Source organism: Devosia sp. Leaf420 (assembly GCF_001425445.1).
GTDB lineage: Bacteria > Pseudomonadota > Alphaproteobacteria > Rhizobiales > Devosiaceae > Devosia.
Genome location: NZ_LMQU01000011.1, coordinates 207725 through 227636, shown reverse-complemented (window position 1 = coordinate 227636; position 19912 = coordinate 207725). Strand labels below are relative to the sequence as shown.

General features: G+C 60.1%; 17 protein-coding genes. 4 read left to right on the top strand and 13 right to left on the bottom strand.

The features are described 5' to 3' along the window. Nucleotides 1-15: 15 nt before the first annotated feature. From ASG47_RS12000 to ASG47_RS11940, 13 genes are all read right to left on the bottom strand, one after another. Nucleotides 16-717, bottom strand: a complete 702-nt coding sequence (locus ASG47_RS12000; RefSeq protein WP_061909307.1) for a TfuA-like protein — start codon at nucleotides 715-717, stop codon at nucleotides 16-18. Further along, nucleotides 714-1853, bottom strand: a complete 1140-nt coding sequence (locus ASG47_RS11995) for a YcaO-like family protein (protein WP_274532529.1) — start codon at nucleotides 1851-1853, stop codon at nucleotides 714-716. The genes ASG47_RS12000 and ASG47_RS11995 overlap by 4 nt, the downstream gene beginning before the upstream one ends. A gap of 8 nt (nucleotides 1854-1861) precedes the next feature. Continuing rightward, nucleotides 1862-2089, bottom strand: a complete 228-nt coding sequence (locus ASG47_RS11990) for a hypothetical protein (protein ID WP_061909304.1) — start codon at nucleotides 2087-2089, stop codon at nucleotides 1862-1864. An 11-nt stretch (nucleotides 2090-2100) separates the two neighbouring features. Beyond that, a complete protein-coding gene (locus ASG47_RS11985; RefSeq protein WP_061909302.1) occupies nucleotides 2101-4023 on the bottom strand; it encodes a hypothetical protein in 1923 nt (640 codons plus the stop codon). Between the two features lie 463 nt (nucleotides 4024-4486). Next, nucleotides 4487-5449, bottom strand: a complete 963-nt coding sequence (locus ASG47_RS11980; RefSeq protein WP_061909300.1) for a nucleoside hydrolase — start codon at nucleotides 5447-5449, stop codon at nucleotides 4487-4489. A 3-nt stretch (nucleotides 5450-5452) separates the two neighbouring features. Further along, complete coding sequence (locus tag ASG47_RS11975) at nucleotides 5453-6967, bottom strand: DUF5060 domain-containing protein (protein WP_061909298.1); 1515 nt, start codon at nucleotides 6965-6967, stop codon at nucleotides 5453-5455. 10 nt (nucleotides 6968-6977) lie between these two features. Continuing rightward, on the bottom strand, nucleotides 6978-8555 hold the full coding sequence (locus ASG47_RS11970) for a DUF5060 domain-containing protein (RefSeq protein WP_061909289.1): 1578 nt from the start codon (nucleotides 8553-8555) through the stop codon (nucleotides 6978-6980). Between the two features lie 37 nt (nucleotides 8556-8592). Continuing rightward, a complete protein-coding gene (locus ASG47_RS11965; protein WP_061909287.1) occupies nucleotides 8593-9417 on the bottom strand; it encodes an ABC transporter ATP-binding protein in 825 nt (274 codons plus the stop codon). Then, nucleotides 9414-10325: an ABC transporter ATP-binding protein gene (locus ASG47_RS11960; protein WP_061909285.1), complete on the bottom strand. Its 912-nt coding sequence runs from the start codon at nucleotides 10323-10325 to the stop codon at nucleotides 9414-9416. The genes ASG47_RS11965 and ASG47_RS11960 overlap by 4 nt, the downstream gene beginning before the upstream one ends. Next, nucleotides 10322-11233 (bottom strand): ABC transporter permease, encoded by a 912-nt coding sequence (locus ASG47_RS11955; RefSeq protein WP_200940913.1) that lies wholly within the window; start codon nucleotides 11231-11233, stop codon nucleotides 10322-10324. The genes ASG47_RS11960 and ASG47_RS11955 overlap by 4 nt, the downstream gene beginning before the upstream one ends. After that, nucleotides 11230-12231 carry an ABC transporter permease gene (locus tag ASG47_RS11950; RefSeq protein WP_061909283.1) on the bottom strand — a complete coding sequence of 334 codons (1002 nt, stop codon included), beginning with the start codon at nucleotides 12229-12231 and terminating at the stop codon, nucleotides 11230-11232. Before ASG47_RS11950 ends, ASG47_RS11955 begins: the two co-directional genes overlap by 4 nt. 71 nt (nucleotides 12232-12302) lie before the next feature. Then, a complete protein-coding gene (locus tag ASG47_RS11945) occupies nucleotides 12303-14162 on the bottom strand; it encodes an ABC transporter substrate-binding protein (RefSeq protein WP_061909281.1) in 1860 nt (619 codons plus the stop codon). Between the two features lie 321 nt (nucleotides 14163-14483). Then, on the bottom strand, nucleotides 14484-15314 hold the full coding sequence (locus ASG47_RS11940; RefSeq protein WP_200940911.1) for a DeoR/GlpR family DNA-binding transcription regulator: 831 nt from the start codon (nucleotides 15312-15314) through the stop codon (nucleotides 14484-14486). 317 nt (nucleotides 15315-15631) lie between these two features. On the opposite strand from ASG47_RS11940, the gene ASG47_RS11935 reads away from it, so the two are divergent. Genes ASG47_RS11935 through ASG47_RS11920 form a run of 4 tightly spaced genes read left to right on the top strand, consistent with a single transcriptional unit; the run spans nucleotide 15632 to nucleotide 19897 of the window. Further along, the gene (locus ASG47_RS11935) at nucleotides 15632-16465 is read left to right on the top strand and encodes a transketolase (RefSeq protein WP_413813465.1); all 834 of its coding nucleotides are present in this window, start codon (nucleotides 15632-15634) and stop codon (nucleotides 16463-16465) included. Continuing rightward, nucleotides 16465-17424, top strand: coding sequence for a transketolase family protein (locus ASG47_RS11930; RefSeq protein ID WP_061909276.1), 960 nt, complete (start codon nucleotides 16465-16467; stop codon nucleotides 17422-17424). The genes ASG47_RS11935 and ASG47_RS11930 overlap by 1 nt, the downstream gene beginning before the upstream one ends. Beyond that, nucleotides 17421-18914: an FGGY family carbohydrate kinase gene (locus ASG47_RS11925; protein WP_061909273.1), complete on the top strand. Its 1494-nt coding sequence runs from the start codon at nucleotides 17421-17423 to the stop codon at nucleotides 18912-18914. Before ASG47_RS11930 ends, ASG47_RS11925 begins: the two co-directional genes overlap by 4 nt. Continuing rightward, nucleotides 18911-19897, top strand: a complete 987-nt coding sequence (locus ASG47_RS11920) for a sugar phosphate isomerase/epimerase family protein (RefSeq protein ID WP_061909271.1) — start codon at nucleotides 18911-18913, stop codon at nucleotides 19895-19897. The genes ASG47_RS11925 and ASG47_RS11920 overlap by 4 nt, the downstream gene beginning before the upstream one ends. Nucleotides 19898-19912 lie beyond the last annotated feature (15 nt).

Genomic DNA, 19912 nt, shown 5'->3' with positions numbered 1-19912 from the left:
CCGATCGGATCGGGATCAACGTGCTTCTAGCAAACCCAAAAGCGCCGGTGACTGGCTTAGCGCCCAGTCACCGGCGCTTCTTTGCTCATTGTTTTTCAGCATTTCCGTGAGCAGCAGGCAGGCATCGTGTTGCTTGGTCCGAACGACATGGGTTTCATAGAGTGCGCGGATTTTTATGCCGCGGGCGATCTCGAAACTATACTCAGTAAAGAGCGTATCAAGATCGCGGGCGCTGAAGTGGGTACTTTGCGCGATGGCCAGCATTTCAATGGCTTCCGCAGCGGAAATTGAACCATTGTCCTTCAAGCACTCTATCGTCGCGTGGACATCTACAAGCGGTTCGGTAAAGGGTACAAAGTCGAACTCGGCCGGGCCGTGCAGCAGAGCGACGTCGGCATCATCGGTCAGATCGCCAGCGATGTAGGCTTGCGCAATGCTGCCGACTGGAATCATCCCGAACTGAAAGCATTCGGCGGCGCGTAGGGCGCCCATCGAAGCGGCGCCAAAAACCTGGCAACCCTTGGACAGTGCGTAAAGGATTTCCTTGTGCCAGACAGAGGCGCACGAGCCGAAATTGCCATCGACGAGCCCGATATGTGTGGCGCCGGCTTCGACCGCAGAAATTAGGTCGCCTTGTGCGGCCGGAGGGGCAATGATCAGGCCATTGGGGTGTGCGATGCCGTACAGGCTCGGTCCAGCGAAAACAATGCGGGTCATAGCGCCGTCATCGTTTTTATGGCGCGCGCGCCGGGCCGCCAGTGAACATTGGTCGAGCGGTCTTCGAGCTTGGCCGAGAGGACTTTGACCACCGAGATGTCGGCGTTTGGTGCTGAAAGCTGGACCACGATGGGGCTGTCGCCGAGAATGTTCGGAAGTCGTGAAAGCTCGCCTTCTGCCACTGCCGGAGGCAGACCCCTTTGGGGATGTGCTTTTGCTATGAGCTCCGGCAGCCAGTCTGGAAGCGGCTTGGAATAATCGCCTGGCTCAATATCGTCCCGGGCCCCGGCAATGTTGGAAATGCGGGTTTGGGCCGCTTCCTCAAGCGCGCCAAGAAGCGCTCTAACGGGCGAGGGATGAGTGCACACGCCGGAAGCAATATCGAAGAAAAGGGCAGGGGTTCCAGACCAGAGAAGTGCCATCATCGTTGGCACGCCGAGATCCGTGGTGAGATCGAATACCAACACCTGGATTTCGGCGGCTCGAAACTTCGCAAGGGTGGCCAAGATGCGGTCATCGTCTAGGCGTGAAAGATCGAGGGCAGATTTCGCGCAATGATTGAGCGAGCGCAAAGCCCAGAGGGTCGAGGCGTCGCGCTCGAGCACTTCGAAAAAGCCGTGGGCTATAGCTTCGGCCTTGCCAAAGCCCGCAGCAAGGCCGTTGGATGATTGGGCAAAAGGCAGTTTTTCTGGCGCGTTGGGCGCAATGGCGACACTGTCGAGAGGGACGAGAACGGGGTCTCTCGAACCGATGCGATAGCCGTAAAGCCATTGGATTTGCGTGTCTGTCGCACATTCAAAACCGCGCGGAAGTTGGCGGTCGGGCCAATGGAATGCTCGACTGTCGCGCGTTAGGTCCTCGCGTGAAGCTCTGACCCATGGCGCCTGAGGTCGCTCGCCAACTGCAAATTCGACCGCTTCCATAATAGCTGAAAGTTTTGCGGTCGCGTTGGTCGTTCCCTTGCCCTGATGCACCGAGAGCGTTTGAGAATTGGGACGGATGGCGGCATAGCAGGGGATGCCGATGATATCGAGATTGGTTTGTTGCGCGAGGCGCGTAATGCCAAACTCAGAAAGTCTCGGCATAATTAGAGACAGGGCCTCGTCTGGCTGATGCCGACGACGAAGCCCTTCCAGCCAATGAGTCAGCGTACGGCCCCGCCATCGAAGAAGAAGCGGCCAACCGCATCTTCGCGGCTTTCTACGGCAACGGCGAGATCGACGCCCTTGATCACCGCTGCGCCGCTCTGGCGTACCTTTGCGACTGCTTCATCCACGGAATCAGCCGACACTTTTTCAATCGCGCCGCTGTCGAGATCGATCAGCGATAATCCTGCTTCGCCGGCAAGACCCAGAAGTACAAACTTAGTCATCAGTTCCCCAATTACTTAAATCCTGCCTTGCGCAGGGCGTCGCGATAATGACGGCGGTGGGACGCGTCCCTCACCGGCAACACACTAATCCAGTCATCAAGCTTAAAGCCCGGATCCGTCTCTAGAAATCTTGTTCGCGCGAGATTCGCAAGGCTGTCTTGACCTGCCATTGCTGCACAGGCAGCAGTCAAACGCAGTACAGGCTCGCGATTTTTTACTTTTTCAAGGTGCTGCAGGGCTTCGTTATAATCACCGACGAAAAACTTGATGCCGGCAGACGCCCACCAATAGGCGTCTGGCGCCAGTGGATTGAGCTCGATGGCCAGTTCGATCGTGCTGTTGGCGCGTTTATCGAGGGAAGAGTGCATGAGGGTGTCGGCGAAGTCGCAGAGCATATCTGCATGATGCGGATTGAGCGCTTCGGCCTCGCTGAAGTGTTCGAGGCTGGTGGAAAAATCACCGGCAAAGAGGCTGGCGCGCCCGAGCATTTGGTGGGCGCCACCAAAGAGTGGGTCGACATCGCGAGCACGTTCGGCAGCGGCACGGGCGCGGCTGAGCACATCGATGTCGCCGCGGCCGCGCATAACCCATTCATAAATCAGCGATTGAGAAAAACCCGCATGCGCTGGAGCGAAATTGGGCGATAGCGCAAGGGCTTCCTTAAAACTGTTCCGGGCGCGGCGAACGCTGGGAAGGTCGAGGATCTGCAGGTCACGCTGGCCATTGAGATAGTGGATATAGGCGTCAGGCTTTGCCGATGCCTGAAAAGACCGAAGTTTTGAGCGCTCGATGGCATCGACCAGGCTGAGCGCGATGCCATTGGCAATTGCTGCAAACTGGATCGGGCCCGTATCGTGATCAAGGACGATGGATTCGGCCCAGATCATGTCGCCAGTCGATGCCTTTTCGAGCATCAGCGAGAACTTGGCGCGATTTGCCGTATATTTGGCGCCAATGCCGACCAGTTTGGTGGTGACGACATAATCGGCTCGCAGCATGGCTGACTGCCCCGCGACGTCGCCGATAATGATCTGCCGGGCGGTGTGCGGGGCCAATATCGAAACCGAGCGCAGCCGGGTGAGAGCGATCGTCACGTCATCGACCAAGGCCTCGGCCATGAACTGTTCGGCGATTGCCTCGGTCATCGGCTTTGGCGGCAGAATGACAAGGTGGGGGACGCCGGCGTGATCGCGCCCGGCTTGGGGCAGGGGCGTGGTGTCGATCGGCGTTGGTGTGTTTGGGACGGCAGAAATTGGCGCGAGTTCACGCGGCGTCGGGAAATTCTTGTGGCCATCCACGAGTTGAATATCGCGCAAAATCCGCCGGGCCTCAGGCAGTTTTCCTTGCTTGATGAGGTCGGTCATCAATTCGCGTCGAAGGCTGACACTTGTTGGCGCAACCTCGATACCGCGCGACAGAGACGATTGCCGCAGCTCGGACGAGGCTTCGCTGACGGCCGCCAGAAGGGTTTCGACAAACTCGTCCTCAATGGCACGCCGGTGTTGCAAAACCCATTGACCAACGGGATCGCCGAGCGTGGGAACGCCTTGCAAAAATGGGCCCTGATATAGGGATAGCAGATCCTTTGCTTTTGCCGCAGATGCCCACTTGCCGTCCTTGAGCAAGAGCATGTCTGTGCTGACCATTTCGTCCAGTTTGATGGTGTCGCCTTCTGCGTTCAGAACCTGAACGCCAGCGCCCAGTTCAAACTGGCGGACTCTGAAAAGCAATTGCCGGAGATTTCGCGGGCCCTGGCCAGCGGCGGAGAGTGGCCAAAGGAAATCAGCCAGTTCACGTTTACTCGCCCGCGCCTGAGGCGATCGGACGAGAAACGCGGCAAGCGCAAATGCCTTTTTCGGAAAATTAGAAAGATGAATGCCGTCTTCGGAAAACAGCGTCGGTTCGCCAAGCAAATTCAAGCGGGCCGTTGGCATGCGTTATGGGGTTCCGCATTTTTCGAGCATCAGAAAGGCGTTCCAAGGGCACTGGAAGCCTATCGAGGCGTCTGGGGTCAACATGGTTCAGCGTTATATCACCGTTACAGGATCGGCCCTTAGTGAAAAGTGACAGTTTTTAGTTTTCTAACAACACGATAGAACGAAATGGCATAGCAGACGATGCTTAGGGCGTGGATGACCTTCCCCTGCCCAGAGCTACGTCAACGCTGTGACCCTAGGGCCGTATGAATTCTCAGTGGCCGACCTAGTGGCATGGATGCCGTACGGTAACGCCGACGGTCGGTGGTGGAAAAGGGGTTGACCTCCACCGAAAGGGCCCGTCTGCGGAGCCGGCATCCATGCCACATCAGCTCCTTCGCGTTTTCTAGTGATCTGACAAATCGAACCCGTCGCCTGGGCGCAACCGCTGTCTGCTCGATTGACTTTGGCTCAATCTGCGTCACTGCCGGTCGGCGTACAGCTTCAGCTTTGCGAAAAAGTCGCCAAATGTCAGACGGTTGTCGATTTGAGTATAGACGCGGATCTGTTCGTCGTTGGTTTTGGCGCCATAGCTGCCATCGTCGCGGATCGCCAGGCGGTCATGCCAGACATAAAAACTTGACGATGGGTCAGGCTGAAAGGCCGATTGCAGGGCGGTCAGGGTCACAAGGGGACTGTCGCCCATGGCGTAGGTTTCCCCGAGGTGGAAATTGCCCTTTTCCGTCCAAGTCATGACGGCTTCGATTGCGTCTTGAAGATGGCGACCCAAAGCGCCGTGCTGACCGATTGAAACCTGGAGTTCGGCATAACTCATGAGAACCTGCCGATAGACATTGCGCGGCACCTGCCAGATCGGCATGTCCGAATTGAAAACAACCTGCGCGGCGGGAATATCGATGCGCAGATTGTATTCGATGCTGTCCGCTCCCGGCGGCGGTTCGGCCAATCCAGGATATTCGGCGCCGCCGATCCAGACGAGAGTCATGCGTTTCGCAATATTCGGCTCGATGAGAAGAGCGCTCGCGAGATCCGTGAGGCCGGCACCGGCGCAGTAATAGAGCGGGAGATCGGTGTCGGTGCGATTGGCTTCGGCAATGATCGCGCGAGCAGCCGCGGTGTCATGCGGCGTGTCGATATTCGGTATCGCGGTCTCCGCACCGCGAATGACTGTGAGATCATTCTCGACGCCCATGACGCTCAGAAGTTTGCGGACAACCTTCTCTGCGTTGGCCGCCTGTTGTGTGCTCGGATCCCACGGATCCCCAGCAGACAGGTGCGACGGGACGATCAGAGGAATTTCGACTGATGGCGACAGGAGATGATGGGCCGTTTGGAAAAGGTCGTCGGGATCGCCGGAAAAGTCATTGTCGATGATAACTCGTGCGCGCGGTGTAACAACGCGACAATCAAGTCGGTTGGGCATTGCTCAACCCGCCTTTGGACGGACGCGAAGCGCAAGATATGGGCGCCCTGGAAGCTCGACGGCGAAAGCAGCGTCAGGCTTGCGAGGGCGCGTGACGCTGCCGTGGCGGGTAGGGTGGTTGGCGGGAGCTGGAACGATGGTGGCCTTCTCCACGGTCATGTTCCAGGTGTCGATGATATCAGCTTCGTACTGTCGGTCGTCCTGAGGGAGGCCCGTTGCCCAGATGATGGGCTGGTGTTCGCCGAAATAGATGATGGTCGTGTCGCCATCGCGGGCGCCGGAAATCCGGTTCCAAGGAAAGCCCATCTTGGGATCGATCGGATCGAACCCGGATTTGACGCTTTCTTCCATCACTTGGCGCAAGAAGCCAATGCCATGCCAGGCCGTGCCATGCAACTCGCCACCCTTAGCCCACCAGATTAGGTCGTCGGGGTGGCTATAGGTTTCGCCGTGGCCTGCATAACCACCACGCATGGCGGTGATCCAGAACCGATGGACCAGCTCTTCGGCCGATATATTGCCCCAGCACTGAATGATGTTGCCTTCATATTCCGGCTCGTCATTGACCACCGGCTTGCCATAGGCTTCCCGCCATTCGCCGGTGCGCTTCACATCCCAATTCTGGATGCAAGTGTGGGTCACCCAAGGCTTGGTGTGGTCGTAATTGGCTTCAGGATCGCCATTGTGGATGGAACGGAGATGATCATAGGGATCGTTCTCCTGGATGACGGCAAAGAACCGATCCCACTGTTCCATGGGTTTGGTATCGAGGAGGAAGTCGTATTCGTTGGCGAGCGACCACCAGACATTGTGATAGGCGCCGAGCCGGGCGACGAGATAGGCGAAATAGCGATAATCCTGCGCTTCGCTCATGCCGGAATAGCCCCAGCGATCATAGGGATGCAGCATGATGATATCGGCCTGAATGCCCATATCGCCGAGCGCCTTGACCTGATTTTCGAAGTGCCGGAAACTTTCGGGATTGGGCCGATCGAAGTCGAAGCTGCCATCGGCCTTACGCTGATAGACATCATGCAGCGGCTCGTTGACATTATAGGGATAGTCCTTGGGGAACACACCCATGCGCAGCTTATTGAACCGCGCCTTTGCAAGGGTCGAAAGCGTCTTCTCCTGCTCGCTCAGCGGTTGATGTGTCCAGGCGTAGCAGGTGGTGCCGAAAGAAAGGAACGGCGTGCCGTCGGCATGGGCAAAGTGGAACTGATTGGCCACGCGCACCGGCCCATGGACCCCGGCCCGCGGTGCCGTTGCGGAGAAGCTCCCGGTCTTGCCAGAGAGGGCCGGTGCCGACGAACTGGTTTCATAGCGCCATTCCCCTTCCACAGCAGGCATGAAGCGGATGAGATAACGGCCCTCGCCATCGTAAAAACCTGGCACGCGCACGGTGCGGCTACCCTGCGAAAACTGCGCCGAAAGCTCGACCTCGAGAAATGGATTACCCGCGCTCGGCCCGTCCAGCGAGAGTTCGAATATATCCCAGACGGCTGTCATATTGGTCATGGTAATTCCCTCAGGCCTCGATACGGTTGAGGCGCAGTGCCTGATAGGGCTTGGCCTTGAAGCGCAACACATCGCCGCGCTGCACGCTTTCGGCGATAACCGTCTCGGTCATTTCCCAAGTGTCGATCAGCGTTGCCCTATAGTGCTCTTCGGGCGGCACCGCGATGGCGAATTCGCCCGGCTGGTTCTGCCCGAAATAGGTCAGGTAATAACGATGCGGCTGGCCTGCCGTCGCAAAGGGCGCACCCACGCGCACCCATCCTTCTTCGCCCGGATTGGGACTGATCAATTCGCGCAGGTCCGCATGGTCGAGCCCACCGGCCATCATGATTTTGTATGCGCCGGTCGTCGGCACTGGATCGAGCCCCTCTTCGGGCGCGGCTTCCAGAATATTCTTCAGGAAGGCAATGCGCGAAACGCTTTCCCCGACCAGCTTGCCACCCTTGGCCCACCACAGGTTTTCGACGTCGTTATAAAACGTCTCGCCATGGGTCACGGAGCCACCGGCCACCGTGCCATCCCAGAACCGGTGCACCAGTTCGCGGCCCGATATATTGCCCCAATGCTCAGCGATATCGCCCTCGTAGCAGCATTCATCATCCGAGACCGGCTTGCCGAATTGCTTGCGCCACAGCGCAATGCGATCGGTATAGGGCCGCTGAATGCTGACATGGGTGATGCGCTTGTCTGAATAGTCATAGGGCGCAAAACCATTATGCACCGAGAGCAGATGGCCAAATGGATCAGCCTCGGCGACAACGCCGATCATGCGATCCCAATCGGCCAGGGTCTTGTTGAACATGAAGTCATATTCATTGGCCATCGACCACCAGACATTGGGAAAGGCCGTCAACCGCGCCACGACATAGCGCAGATAGCGATCATCCTGCTCCGCCGACATATGGGCAAAGCCCCAGCGATCATAGGGATGGAGCAGGATCAGGTCCGCCTCGACCCCCAGCGCATTGAGATCGGCAATGCGCTTTTCGAGGTGCCGGAAATAGGCCGGTTCGATGCGGTCGCAATCGAACTCCCAGCCGCCATTCTTCATCGCGCCGTCCCACTCGCTGGTACCGCGCTTCAGTAGCGCGAACGGGTAGAGCGGCGGCTCGTTCTGGTTGTAGCGATAATGCTTGGGAAAGACGCACATGCGGATTTTGGTGAAGGGCGCATCGGCAAGCGTTGCCAGCGTCTCTTCTTCCATCGCATCGCCCTGGAGGTTCCAGACATAGGCCGTCGTGCCGATATTGATGTAGCGGCTGCCATCAGCATAGCGGAAATGCTCGCCCACCGCGCGCACCGGCCCATGATCACCGGGCTTGGCTGGCCCCACATTGACCGAACCTTCGACCCCATCGAGCGCCGCGACATTGCTCGACGTCTGATACTGCCAGACCCCCTCGACCTGCGGCATGAAGCGTAGGCGGTAGACGCCGTCGCCGTCATAAAAGCCGGGCACCTTCAGCACTGTACCGCCCTGGCTGAACGTCGCCTCGAAGGTCACATCGAGAAAGGGGTTACCCGTCGAAGGACCATCGAGCGCAATCTCGAACAGGCCCCAAAGCGTTGCGGAAAGAGGATCACTCATGAATCAAATCCAATAGTCTTGGGTCTACAAAATGGGCTCAGCCAGCGCGGCTGACCCGCGGCCGCCAGCGGCTCTTGGTGGTGGGAATGGAGTCGAGCAGAAGCCGCGTATAGGCGTGGCTCGGATTGCTCATCACCGCGCGGGCCGGCCCGAACTCGACCACCTGCCCTTTGTTCATCACCGCCACATAGTCGGAGATGTAATAGGCCGTTGCGAGATCATGGGTGATGTAGAGAAAGCTCCGCCCCGCCTCGTCGCGCAGCCGCTTGAAGAGGTTGATGATGATCATCCGCCGCGAAGCGTCGATCATGCTGACCGGTTCGTCGGCAATGATCAGCTTGGGCTGCGGGATCAGCGCCCGCGCCACCGAAATGCGCTGCAATTCGCCGCCAGAAAACTGGCCGGTATATTTGCCGCGAATCTCGTCATAGTTGAGCCCGACGTTTTTGAGCGCCTCGTCCACCGCCCGATCGGCCTGTGCCTCATCGAGCCCAGCCACGCGCCGCGCCGTTTCATGGAGATAGGCATCGACCGGCCGGTAGCGGCTAAAAGCCTCGAACGGGTTCTGGAAGATCGGCTGCACGAGCCCCAGAAAATCGCGTTTCGACGGCGTCGCGCCGGACCCGGCCACCACCGTGTCATAGACAATCGCCCGGCCCGACGTCGGTGTTTCAAGCCGCAACAAGGTCTTGGCCAGGGTCGTCTTGCCGCTGCCCGATTCGCCGACGACGGCGATCACCACCGGCTTGTCGCTCTCGACGGTTATGTTGACCTCGTTGAGCGCACTGATGGATTTGCCGCCCATCAGGCCACCACGACGGTAGACCTTGTTGAGGTTTTCGGTCTTGAGAATGAGGGTCATGCCGGCACTCCCGCCGTCTCGTTCGCGAGCGAAACGAAGTGGTTGGGTTTGACCTCGACAAGGCCAGTCCCGACCCCAAAGGCACGATCGCCCCCCGCTCCTGCCGCACTAGCCATCACCCCGCGCATACTGTCGTCGCCGATGGTCGGCAGGCTATCGATCAGCATCTTGGTATAGGCGTGCTGGGGGTCGGCGAAGACGCTTTCCGTGTCACCATATTCGACCACCTTGCCGGCATACATGATCAGCATCTTGTGGGTGACCTGATAGTGCACGCCCATGTCGTGGGAGACGACGAGGATGGTGTTGTTCATCTCCTCCTGCAGCTCCATGAGCAGCATCAGGATTTCTTTCTGCACCACCACGTCGAGCGCCGTCGTCGGCTCGTCGGCGATGATGAGGCCGGGTTGGAAAAAGGTCGCCAGCCCAATCATCACGCGCTGCCGCATCCCGCCCGAAAGCTGGTGCGGATAGGAGGTCATGACTTCCGCGGGCAGGCCGAGCTTGCCGAGGAAGGCCGTTGCCCGTTCGAGCACGCGCTTCTTGTCGCGATCGGTACCGGGGAAATCGGTGAACTGCTTGCCGATGCGGATCACCGGATTAAGCGAGTTCATCGAGCTTTGCGGCACATAGGAAATGGTCTTGAACCACTCGTCGCGGATATTGGCCGTGGTGACCGGCTTGCCGTCCGAGCCCTTGAAGCCGTAGTCGATCGAGCCGCGCGAGATATACATCGGCGCCTGGATATCGCCGTAGATCGCCTTCATCAGCGTCGACTTGCCCGAGCCCGATTCACCGGCAATGCCGACAATGCAGCCCTCGGGAATAGTGAGGCTGACGCCGTCCACCGCATCGATGACGCGGCTGCCGATGCGATAGCTGATCTTGAGATCGTTGAGGCGGATCATGAGACACCCCGCTTGCTGGCAAAGGCTTGGTTGAAGCCTGTCGAGGTGAGGAAAAGCCCGAGGAACAGCGTCACCGTGGCAACGATCGGCGCGACGAGCCAGACATATTGGCCGGTAAAGAGCGCGTTGTAATTAAGCGCCCAGAAGATGATCGAGCCAAGCGTCGGCACTTCCACCTTGGAGAGCCCGATCACCGCCAGCGTCGCCTCGGTATTGATGGCAAAAAGCACAACGTTGATGAAGCCGACAACCATGTAGGCCGACACATAGGGGAAGATTTCCCGCGCGATGATCTGCAGCGTATTGGCGCCAGAAAACCGCGCCATATTGATGAATTCGCGCTCGCGCAGAGATAGCGCCATCGAGCGGACCGTGCGCGCGTCCCACGCCCAGCCGAAGATGATGATGATCAACCCGACCGTGAAGAACGAGGTATTGCCGCGGATCAGTGCGCCGAGAATGATCAAGATCGGCAAGAGCGGAATGGTGATGAACGTATCGACGATCAGCATCACAACACGCTCAAAGCGCCCGCCGATATAGCCGGCGCTCAGCCCGACGATCGTCGCGATCAGCGTCACGCCCACCGCCACTAACACGCCAAGCGCCAGCGAATTGCGGATGGCGAAGACGAGGAACCAGAAGATGTCCTGGCCCAGGGAGTTGGTGCCGAGCCAGTGCACTCCGGACATCGGCAGGTTGCGCATATAGCTCGCCTGGATCGAAGGATCGACCGGCGCAAACCAGGGCAGGATCATGCTGCCAAGGCCCATGATGACGAGAATGACGAGACCAATGGCCAGCCGCGGATTGAAGAGCCAGACGAGGCTCCCCCGCCGCCGCGACTTGACGATTGGCGCCGCCGGAACGGCCATGACGATGGGATCGACGTCCTTGCTCATGCTCATTTGTGACGGATCCGCGGGTCGAGAAGAGGATAGATGAGATCGATGACGAGCCCGGCCGTAGCCACCGCGATGATCGAGAGCGTTATCGCGCCATAGAGCACGTTATAGTCCCCGCCCGTCGCGGCCGTGCGCATGATGAGGCCGATGCCGGGATAGGAGAAAATCATCTCCGTCAGCAGCGCGCCGTTGAACACCATGCCGAGCGACAGCGCCAAAGCGGTCACCTGCGGCAGCAGCGCATTGCGGAAGACATAGCGCGTCATCCGCGTCCAGTTCGACGCGCCCTTGAGCCGTGCATAGGTGACATAGGGCTCTTCGGTCGTCGCGACGGCCAGCGCCTTCATCGAAAGGATGTTCCACCCAAAGCCGGCAAGCACCAGCGTGATCCCGGGCAAGAGCGAATTGTAAAAGATCATGCCGATCTTTTCGGGCGTCATCTGCCCCACCGGGAAAGTCGGCGAGAGCGGAAAGATTGGGAAGATATAGGCGAGCAGCAGCAACACCGTGACGGCGAGAATATAATAGGGGATCGGGTAAAGCAGGATCCCCAGGAATTCGAGGACCGATGCGGCGCGCTTCTTGTGGAAATAGCCGGCTACGAGCCCGACCATATTCCCGAGCACCCAGGCGATAAATGTCGCCGTCAGCAGCAGCCCCAGCGTCCATGGCAGCGCATTGAGGATCATCGCCGAAACCGGCTGCGGGTAATAGGTGAAGGACGGCCCGAAATCGAACTGCAGCACGACGCGCTTCAGATAGCCCACATACTGGGTGAAGATATCGCCGTTGAGACCATAGAGCTGCTCGAGATTGGTGCGCATTTCGGCAATGGCTTCCGACGTCAGCGTGCCGTTGGCGCGGCTCTGGAGCTGGCCGATATAGCCATCCACCGGATTGGTCGGCATCAGCCGCGGCAACATGAAGGTTATCGTCAAGCCAATGAACAGAACGGCCAGATAAAGGCCGAGGCGCTTGGCGACATAGCGCAGCACACCCATGGGCGGATCCTTTGACGGAGAAGAAAAGGCAGGGCGGCGGAGGACATGCCGCCCTGCCCGAACCGGTCAGATTATTGCTGGCCGGTCGGTTCGATCGAGACCACGGTCTTCTTGAACGAGCTCCACCAGGTGTAGGGCGCTGCGTAGAAGTTGTCCTGCTTGGGGAAATTGGTCCAATAGGTCGAGTTGGTCGGGATCGTCGTCGGGATGTTCATCAGGTTGATGATCTGCATCTCGCTCGCGATCCGCATGGCGATATCCTGGCCGTTCTGCACGAATTTCGGGTCATCGAGCGGCAGCTTGGCGCCTTCCGAGACGAGATCGAGCACTTCCTGATCAGTGATGCGGGCATAGTTGCCGCTCAGCGGATCGTTGGAATCGGCCGGCTTGATGTTTTCCGTGCGGAACTGGTTCCAGTTGCCGAGCCAATTCGAGTTGTAGACGCAGGTATTGGACCAGTTGATCTGCAGCTCGTTGCGGGCATTGGTGTTCTGGACCGTGGTATATTCACCATTGTCCACCTGGCGCGCATTGACGTTGAAACCGGCCTGGCGCCAGCTATCGGCAATCGAGAAGCCGAGACGCTGGAGCACCTTGTTCCAATCGCCGGGGATGACGAATTCGATCACCCATGGCGACCCGTCGGGCATGGCATAGAAGCCATCGGCGCCCTTCTTGATGCCGACCGAGCCGAGCAGCTTTTCAGCTTCCGCCGGATCGTGCTTCCACCAGCCCGCGCCGAAGCCGGCATTGACGGCGTCGCCGGTCGGCAACAGCGAAGGATCGATGCCCTGCGCTTTCAGCGTTTCGACGAGCGTCGTGCTGAAATCAGGATCGAAGGGCTTGTAGCCATCCCCGATCGTCAGATCCTGCAGCTTCTGGAGATTGGCCTCGTAAAAGATCGGGCCGGTGATCGGCGTATCGGGCAGCGGCAGGGCGGCAGCCTTAAACTGTCCGCTCATGGCCGAAATACCGATCTGCGAGAGATCGAGCGACAGCGCCAGAGCCCAGCGCACTTCCGGCATGTCGTAAGGCGCGCGCTGCTGGTTGATATAGACGCCATAGGAACAGGCGTCGTTCATATCGTGATAGGGGAAGGTCGGCGAGAAGGTCTCGACCTTGGGATTGCGGGCCTTGGCAGCATCGATGCTGTCCGGGCTCATGAAGGTGTCGACGTCGTACTGGTTCTGGACGAAGGCCAGCGCGCGAGTTTCTTCGGCGCCAAAGTCCTTATAGAGGATGAATTTGGGCTTCGGCGTGCCGAGATTGCCCCAGCTCGACTTCTGCCAATCCTCGCGCAATTCCCAGAGCTGCCAGAAACCGTTGGGGTCGAATTCCTTGACCTTATAAGGCCCCAGGGTGACCGGCGGCGCATTCTGGAAGGTCACGACTTGATCGCCAAGCGGCTCGAAGACGTGCTTGGGCACCCAGTTGAAGGGCGTGCCCCAGGTATAGACGCCGAGGCGCGTCGTGAGATCATAAGACGGGTTCACCGTCTCGACCTCGAACGTATAGTCGTCGATCTTCTTGTAGCTCTTGAGATAGACCGTAACGCTCGCAACGTTGGTCAGCTGCTCGCGATATTTGAAGGCCGTATCGAGCGAAAAGATGATGTCGTCGGTGGTGAATTCGACGCCGTCGCTCCAGGTGATACCCTTTCGGATCTTGATGCGGAACTGGGTGTGCTCGGGGTTGAGCACTTCGGGCATGCCATCGGCCATTTCGGGATAGGATTCACCGGTGGCGGTGTCCATTTCCCAGAGATAGCCCCAGCCCAGCTCACGGAAGCCCCGCCAGATGGCATAGGAATTGAGGGGGTTTTGTGCCGTCGGATTGGCGGAACGGCCATCGAACGTCTGCACGATCAGCGTTTCGCTGCGCGGGGTGCCGACATCGGTCATCGCCCCTTGCGCAAACGCTGTGGTGGTCATCAGGCTTCCCAATAGCAGGGACGCCATCCAAGAACGGCTAAGCCGTGCCATAGTCTTCCTCCTTTGCTGGTCGCCACTGACGGGCTGACCAAAGAACTCCGGGGCTGATCGGAGTTGGCAGACAACCGCTTCCGCTCGCGCTCCGGGGCAAACCGGGCGCGTCAAAACCGTGGCGTTTCGTCTGTATCCTCCCGCGCGTTCCCGACGCGGCCGCAAGTTTCGCGTTTTCGTTTTCGATTACTTGCGATTTCTAACGAATAGGATCGAGCCTTTCGCTTGTCAATGCCCCTCCGGCACACAAGTCGAAACGTTCGCAACCCATCAGGGCGCGACGATGACCTCGACGCCACGCCGCTCGAATTCGGCGCGATCGGCGTCGGATATGCCATTGTCGGTGATGAGTGTGTGCACCATCTCGACGCCGCCTAGCGCCGAGAACGACACGCGGCCGATCTTGGTCGAGTCGGCAAGGAGATAGACGTGCGAAGCGGCCTTCACCATGGCGCGCTTGACGTAAATGTCACCGATGGCCGGATAGGTCAGCCCCACATCGAAGGACACCCCAGCCGTCGCCAAAAACAGCTTTTGCGCATAGATGCCGACGAAAAACTCGACCGACTTCTCGCCGCTCAGCGACAGCGTCGGCGCCTTGAACTGCCCCGCTGGCATATGGACGGTATTGGTGGGGATGGCGCCGAGGATCAGCGCGATATTGAGCGCATTGGTGATGATGTTAAGGTCCTGACGAACCCTGAGATTTTCGGCAAATTGGGTGGTCGTCGTGCCGGAATCGATGATCAGCGTATCGTTGTCTGACACAAGGGCGGCAGCGGTTTCGCCGATGGCCTTCTTGCGATCCATGTTTTGAACATGTTGCAGCGACATGGACTGCACCTGCTGCGGAATGGACTTGAGATAGGCGCCACCATGCTCGCGGGTGATATAGCCTTCATTATCGAGCCGCTCGAGGTCCTGGCGGATCGTCGCTTCTGAAACCCCGAAGGCTGCCGACAGATCGCGAACCCGCGCACTACCCTCTTCCTGCAGCCATTCGAGGATGCGCATGCGCCGCGGCTCGGCCAGCAATTGCGGTTGCCCGGCACCGCCGGCAGACGCAGCACTCTTCCTGACCGGTCTTGGTTTTTGTGCCATCGTCATCATCCCCCGAATGCCGTCTATTTTATCGCGTTTGGGCCGCCGGCAGTGCGCTCTCGCCGCTTTTCCACGATTTAGATTTCTTCGCCGCAATCAGAAATCAAAAGAAAAACGCAAAAAATCGAGAATTTTCCTTATTGCACGAAAGCGGGTGCGGCTGTAGCTATTCAAAAAACAAAGAACGGCGCAAGCTGGTCGGAGGAGTTCTGCAAGCGATCACCCGGTTCGGCCATTGCGCCGTAGACCGCGGGTTGCCGGCTGCGCCTTGGCGGATCACCTTGCGCCTTCCGGCTAGTCAGGAGGCCGCCTTGCCCGTGCCCGCCACACCTTTGAAAAACGATCTCGTCGCCGAGATTGCCGCGCAGGCGCTCTGGATTCGCCGCCGTAGTTTCCAGATGGTCTATGAGGCCCAACAGGGCCATCCCGGCGGCGATTTCAGCGCCACCGACGTGCTCGCCACGCTCTATTTCGGCGTCATGCGCTACGATCCGAAAAATCCGCGCGATCCCAAGCGCGATCGCTTCGTCATGAGCAAGGGCCATTGCACCGGCGCCTTCTATTCCGTCCTCGCCCGCGCCGGCTATTTCCCGGAAGCGGACCTGTCGGACTACATGAAGCCTTTGAGTAAGCTGAATGGCCACCCGAACCGCAACTATCTCCCCGGCGTCGAAACCAATACCGGCCCTCTCGGCCACGGCCTCCCCGTCGCTCTCGGCATCGCTATCGCCGGCCAGATCGACAATGCCGACTACCGCACGTTCGTCCTCACCGGCGATGGTGAACTGCAGGAAGGTAGCAATTGGGAAGCCGCGCTCACCGCCGGCCACCGCAAGCTCGAAAACCTCACCCTGATCATCGACCGTAATCGCCTGCAGCAGGGCGCCCGCACCGAGGACACCGCCTCGCTCGATCCGCTCGACGACAAGTGGCGCGCCTTCGGCTGGCATGTGGAAGTCGTTGATGGCCACGACCACGCCAAACTGCTCGACGTCCTCTCAAAGTCCCCAAAAGGTCGCGGAAAACCGCTCTGCGTCATCGCCAACACGTTCAAGGGCAAGGGCGTCAGCTTCATGCATGACAACGTCGCCTGGCACCATGGCGTGCCGACCAAGGATCAGTTTGAACAAGCCATGCGGGAACTCGTCTGATGAGCGCTGCTGTCCCCTCCAAAGCCGGCCTTTTCGATTGCCGCGACAGCTTTGCCAAAACCATCGAGGCTCTGGCCGAAGCCGATCCGCGCATCGTCACCGTCGTCAGCGATAGCGTCGGCTCCTCCAAACTCGGCGGCTTCCGCACGAAATTCCCAGATCGCATGGTCAATGTCGGCATTGCCGAACAGACCCTCGTCGCCGTCGGCGCTGGCCTTGCCAACGGCGGCAAGGTGCCCTTCGTCTCGGCCGCGTCGTGCTTCATCACCGGCCGCGCGCTGGAACAGGTGAAGGCCGACATCGCTTATTCCAACGTCAACGTAAAACTGATCGGCCAGTCCTCCGGCGTCGCCTATGGCGAGCTGGGCCCCACCCATCACTCCATCGAAGACCTGGCCTGGCTCCGCCTCTTCAACAATCTCAAGCTCATCGTCCCCGCCGACCCCTGGGAAACCGAGCAAGCCATCCGCGCCGCCGCCGCCTTTGACGGCCCCGTCTTCGTTCGCCTCAGCCGCATGGCCGTCCCCGCCCTCGAGCGCCCGGCAAACGCCGTCTTCGAGATCGGCAAAGCCGAAACCCTCGTCGAAGGCACTGACACCACTATCATCGCTAACGGCACCATGGTCCACCGCGCCGTCGCCGCCGCCAAAACCCTCGCCGCCGAAGGCATCTCCACCCGCGTCGTCAACATGGCCACCGTCAATCCGCTCGACGAAGCGGTCATCGCCGCCGCCACCGAAACCGGCGCCATCGTCACTGTCGAAGAACACTCCGTCCGCGGCGGCCTCGGCGGCGCCGTTGCCGAGGTGGTCATCTCGACCAATCCCGTGCCCATGCGCATCCTCGGCTTCCCCGGCTTCGTGCCCACCGGCTCCGCCGATTTCCTCTTCGACCATTTCGGGCTCAACGAAACCGGCATTGCCGACGCCGTGCGCCAGACCATCGCGCGCAAAAAATGACCAGCGAGCTGATCCTCGCCATCGACCAGGGCACCACCAACACCAAAACGCTGTTGGTGGACGCCTCCGGTCGCGTCCTGCACCAAGCCTCGGTGCCCAACATCGTCACCTACCCACAGCCCGGCTGGGCCGAGCAATCGGCCACTGCATTGGTTGACGGCGTAAAGTCCGTCATCGCCGAAGTCGTCGCCAAGGCCGGCGACGCTGACATCGCCGGCATCGCCATCTCCAACCAGCGCGAGTCCATCCTCGTCTGGGACGCCGCAACCGGCGAGCCGATCGGCCCCGTCGTCATCTGGCAGTGCCGCCGCTCCGCGCCCAAATGCGACGCCCTCCGCGCCGCCGGCCATGCCGAAACCATCGAGGCCAAAACCGGCCTCGCGCTCGATCCGCTCTTCCCCGCCGCCAAGATAGCCTGGCTACTCGACAACACGCCCGGCGCCCGCGCCCGTGCCGAAAAGGGCGAACTCCGCACCGGTACCGTCGACTCCTGGCTCCTCTGGAATCTCACGGGCGGCGCAACCTACGCCACCGACCATTCCAACGCCTCCCGCACCCAGCTCTTCAATACCGAAACCCTGACCTGGGACGCCGACCTCTGCGACCTTTTCGGTGTGCCGCAAAACATGCTGGCCGAGGTCAAATCCTCCGACACCAATTTCGGTGTTACGGCAGAAGGCGCCACCGCCCTCCCGGCCGGCACGCCGATCCTCGCCATGATCGGCGACTCCCACGCCGCCCTCTTCGGCCACGGTGTCCGCACCCCCGGCACGGTAAAAGCCACCTACGGCACCGGCACCTCGCTGATGGCCCTTACGCCAAACCGCGTCCGCTCCACCCACGGCATTTCCTCGACCATCGCCTGGAGCCAAAACGGCCAGGTGCAACACGCGCTTGAAGGCAATATCTCCGTCTCCGGCCAAACCGCCGCTTTCGCCGCCGAATTTTTGGGGCTCGCCGACGCCTCTGCCCTCTCGGCCCTCGCCGAAACCGTTCCCGACAGCAATGGCGTCGCCTTCGTCCCCGCCCTTGTCGGCCTCGGCGCCCCCTATTGGCGGGCCGACGCGCGCGGCACCATCACCGGCCTCTCCCTCGGCACCAAGCCGGCCCACCTTGCGCGCGCCGCTTTGGAAGCCATCGCCTTCCAGGTCGCCGACGTCTATTCCGCCATGGAAGCCGACATGGGCTCGCCCTTAGGTGAACTCCGCGCTGATGGCGGCGCCTCGCGCAACGCGCTTCTGATGCAATTCCAGTCCGACCTTCTCGGCCGCCCCGTCGCCGCTGCCGCCGCGCCCGAAGTCAGCGCCCTCGGTGCCGCCGCCCTCGCCTTCTCATCTCTCGGCATTTCCATGCCAGGCGTCCCCGCCGCCGGCCATTTCACGCCCGCCATGGACGCCGACACCGCCCAAAACCATCGCCAGCGCTGGCAGTCCGCCGTGACCCAGACCCTCGCAACCCAAAACGAACAAAATTCCGGAGGAACCCCATGACCACCCCACGTTTCGGCGCCGGCATCTGGCACTTTGCGACCTATCTCGACCGCTATGCCACCGACGGCTACGGCCAGCCGCGCGATATCATCGAAGCCATCGACATCGCCGGTCAGGTGAAAGACCTCTCCGTTGTCGACCTTAACTGGCCCTACTTTGGTGGCGAATTCTCCGACACCGAGATCAAGACCGCACTCGACCGCAACAATCTCTCGGTCATCGGCATCACGCCCGAGATCTACACCCGCGAATTCGTCAAGGGCGCCTTCACCAATCCCGACGCCGGCGTCCGTCGCCGCGCCCATGAACTGATCACCGACGCCTGCAACGTCGTCCGCCTCCATAAGGCCGACTACGTAAAGCTCTGGCCCGGTCAGGACGGCTGGGACTATCCCTTCCAGGTCGATTACGGCACCCAGTGGCAGCGCTCGCTCGATGGCGTCGGCCAGCTCGCCTCCGAAAACCCAGACCTCAAATTCGTCATCGAATACAAGCCGCGCGAACCCCGCGTCCGCATGAGCTTTGGCTCGGTCGCCCGCACCATTCTCGGCATCGAAAAGATCGGTCTCCCGAACGTCGGCATCCTGCTCGATTTCGGCCACGCCATCATGGGCGGTGAATCCGCTGCTGACTCAGCCCAGCTCGCCATCGACCACGGCCGCCTCTTCGGCATGGACGTCAACGACAACTACCGCTCCTGGGACGACGATCTTGTCGCCGGCTCGCTCCATCCACTCGAACTGTTCGAGTTCTTCTACGTCCTCAAGAAGAACAACTGGAACGGCGTCTGGCAGCTCGATCAGTTCCCATTTCGCGAGGACTCCGTCGCGACGGCCACCCACGCCATCGATTTCCTCAAAGCCGCGGCCAAGGGCCTCGACCGCCTCGATTTCGAAGCCCTCCAAGAAGCCCAGAGCCGCCACGACGCCATCGGCGCCATGAAGATCGCCCAAAAGGCTCTCTTTGGCGCTCTAGCGGAGTAGGGGGCAGTGCCGGGC

What these genes read in the sequence shown, in the direction of transcription:
- ASG47_RS12000 (WP_061909307.1), bottom strand. Translation starts at nt 717, where the DNA reads ATGACCCGCATTGTTTTCGCTGGACCGAGCCTGTACGGCATCGCACAC.
- ASG47_RS11990 (WP_061909304.1), bottom strand. Translation starts at nt 2,089, where the DNA reads ATGACTAAGTTTGTACTTCTGGGTCTTGCCGGCGAAGCAGGATTATCG.
- ASG47_RS11985 (WP_061909302.1), bottom strand. Translation starts at nt 4,023, where the DNA reads ATGCCAACGGCCCGCTTGAATTTGCTTGGCGAACCGACGCTGTTTTCC.
- ASG47_RS11980 (WP_061909300.1), bottom strand. Translation starts at nt 5,449, where the DNA reads ATGCCCAACCGACTTGATTGTCGCGTTGTTACACCGCGCGCACGAGTT.
- ASG47_RS11975 (WP_061909298.1), bottom strand. Translation starts at nt 6,967, where the DNA reads ATGACCAATATGACAGCCGTCTGGGATATATTCGAACTCTCGCTGGAC.
- ASG47_RS11970 (WP_061909289.1), bottom strand. Translation starts at nt 8,555, where the DNA reads ATGAGTGATCCTCTTTCCGCAACGCTTTGGGGCCTGTTCGAGATTGCG.
- ASG47_RS11965 (WP_061909287.1), bottom strand. Translation starts at nt 9,417, where the DNA reads ATGACCCTCATTCTCAAGACCGAAAACCTCAACAAGGTCTACCGTCGT.
- ASG47_RS11960 (WP_061909285.1), bottom strand. Translation starts at nt 10,325, where the DNA reads ATGATCCGCCTCAACGATCTCAAGATCAGCTATCGCATCGGCAGCCGC.
- ASG47_RS11955 (WP_200940913.1), bottom strand. Translation starts at nt 11,233, where the DNA reads ATGAGCATGAGCAAGGACGTCGATCCCATCGTCATGGCCGTTCCGGCG.
- ASG47_RS11950 (WP_061909283.1), bottom strand. Translation starts at nt 12,231, where the DNA reads ATGGGTGTGCTGCGCTATGTCGCCAAGCGCCTCGGCCTTTATCTGGCC.
- ASG47_RS11945 (WP_061909281.1), bottom strand. Translation starts at nt 14,162, where the DNA reads ATGACCACCACAGCGTTTGCGCAAGGGGCGATGACCGATGTCGGCACC.
- ASG47_RS11940 (WP_200940911.1), bottom strand. Translation starts at nt 15,314, where the DNA reads ATGGCACAAAAACCAAGACCGGTCAGGAAGAGTGCTGCGTCTGCCGGC.
- ASG47_RS11930 (WP_061909276.1), top strand. Translation starts at nt 16,465, where the DNA reads ATGAGCGCTGCTGTCCCCTCCAAAGCCGGCCTTTTCGATTGCCGCGAC.
- ASG47_RS11925 (WP_061909273.1), top strand. Translation starts at nt 17,421, where the DNA reads ATGACCAGCGAGCTGATCCTCGCCATCGACCAGGGCACCACCAACACC.
- ASG47_RS11920 (WP_061909271.1), top strand. Translation starts at nt 18,911, where the DNA reads ATGACCACCCCACGTTTCGGCGCCGGCATCTGGCACTTTGCGACCTAT.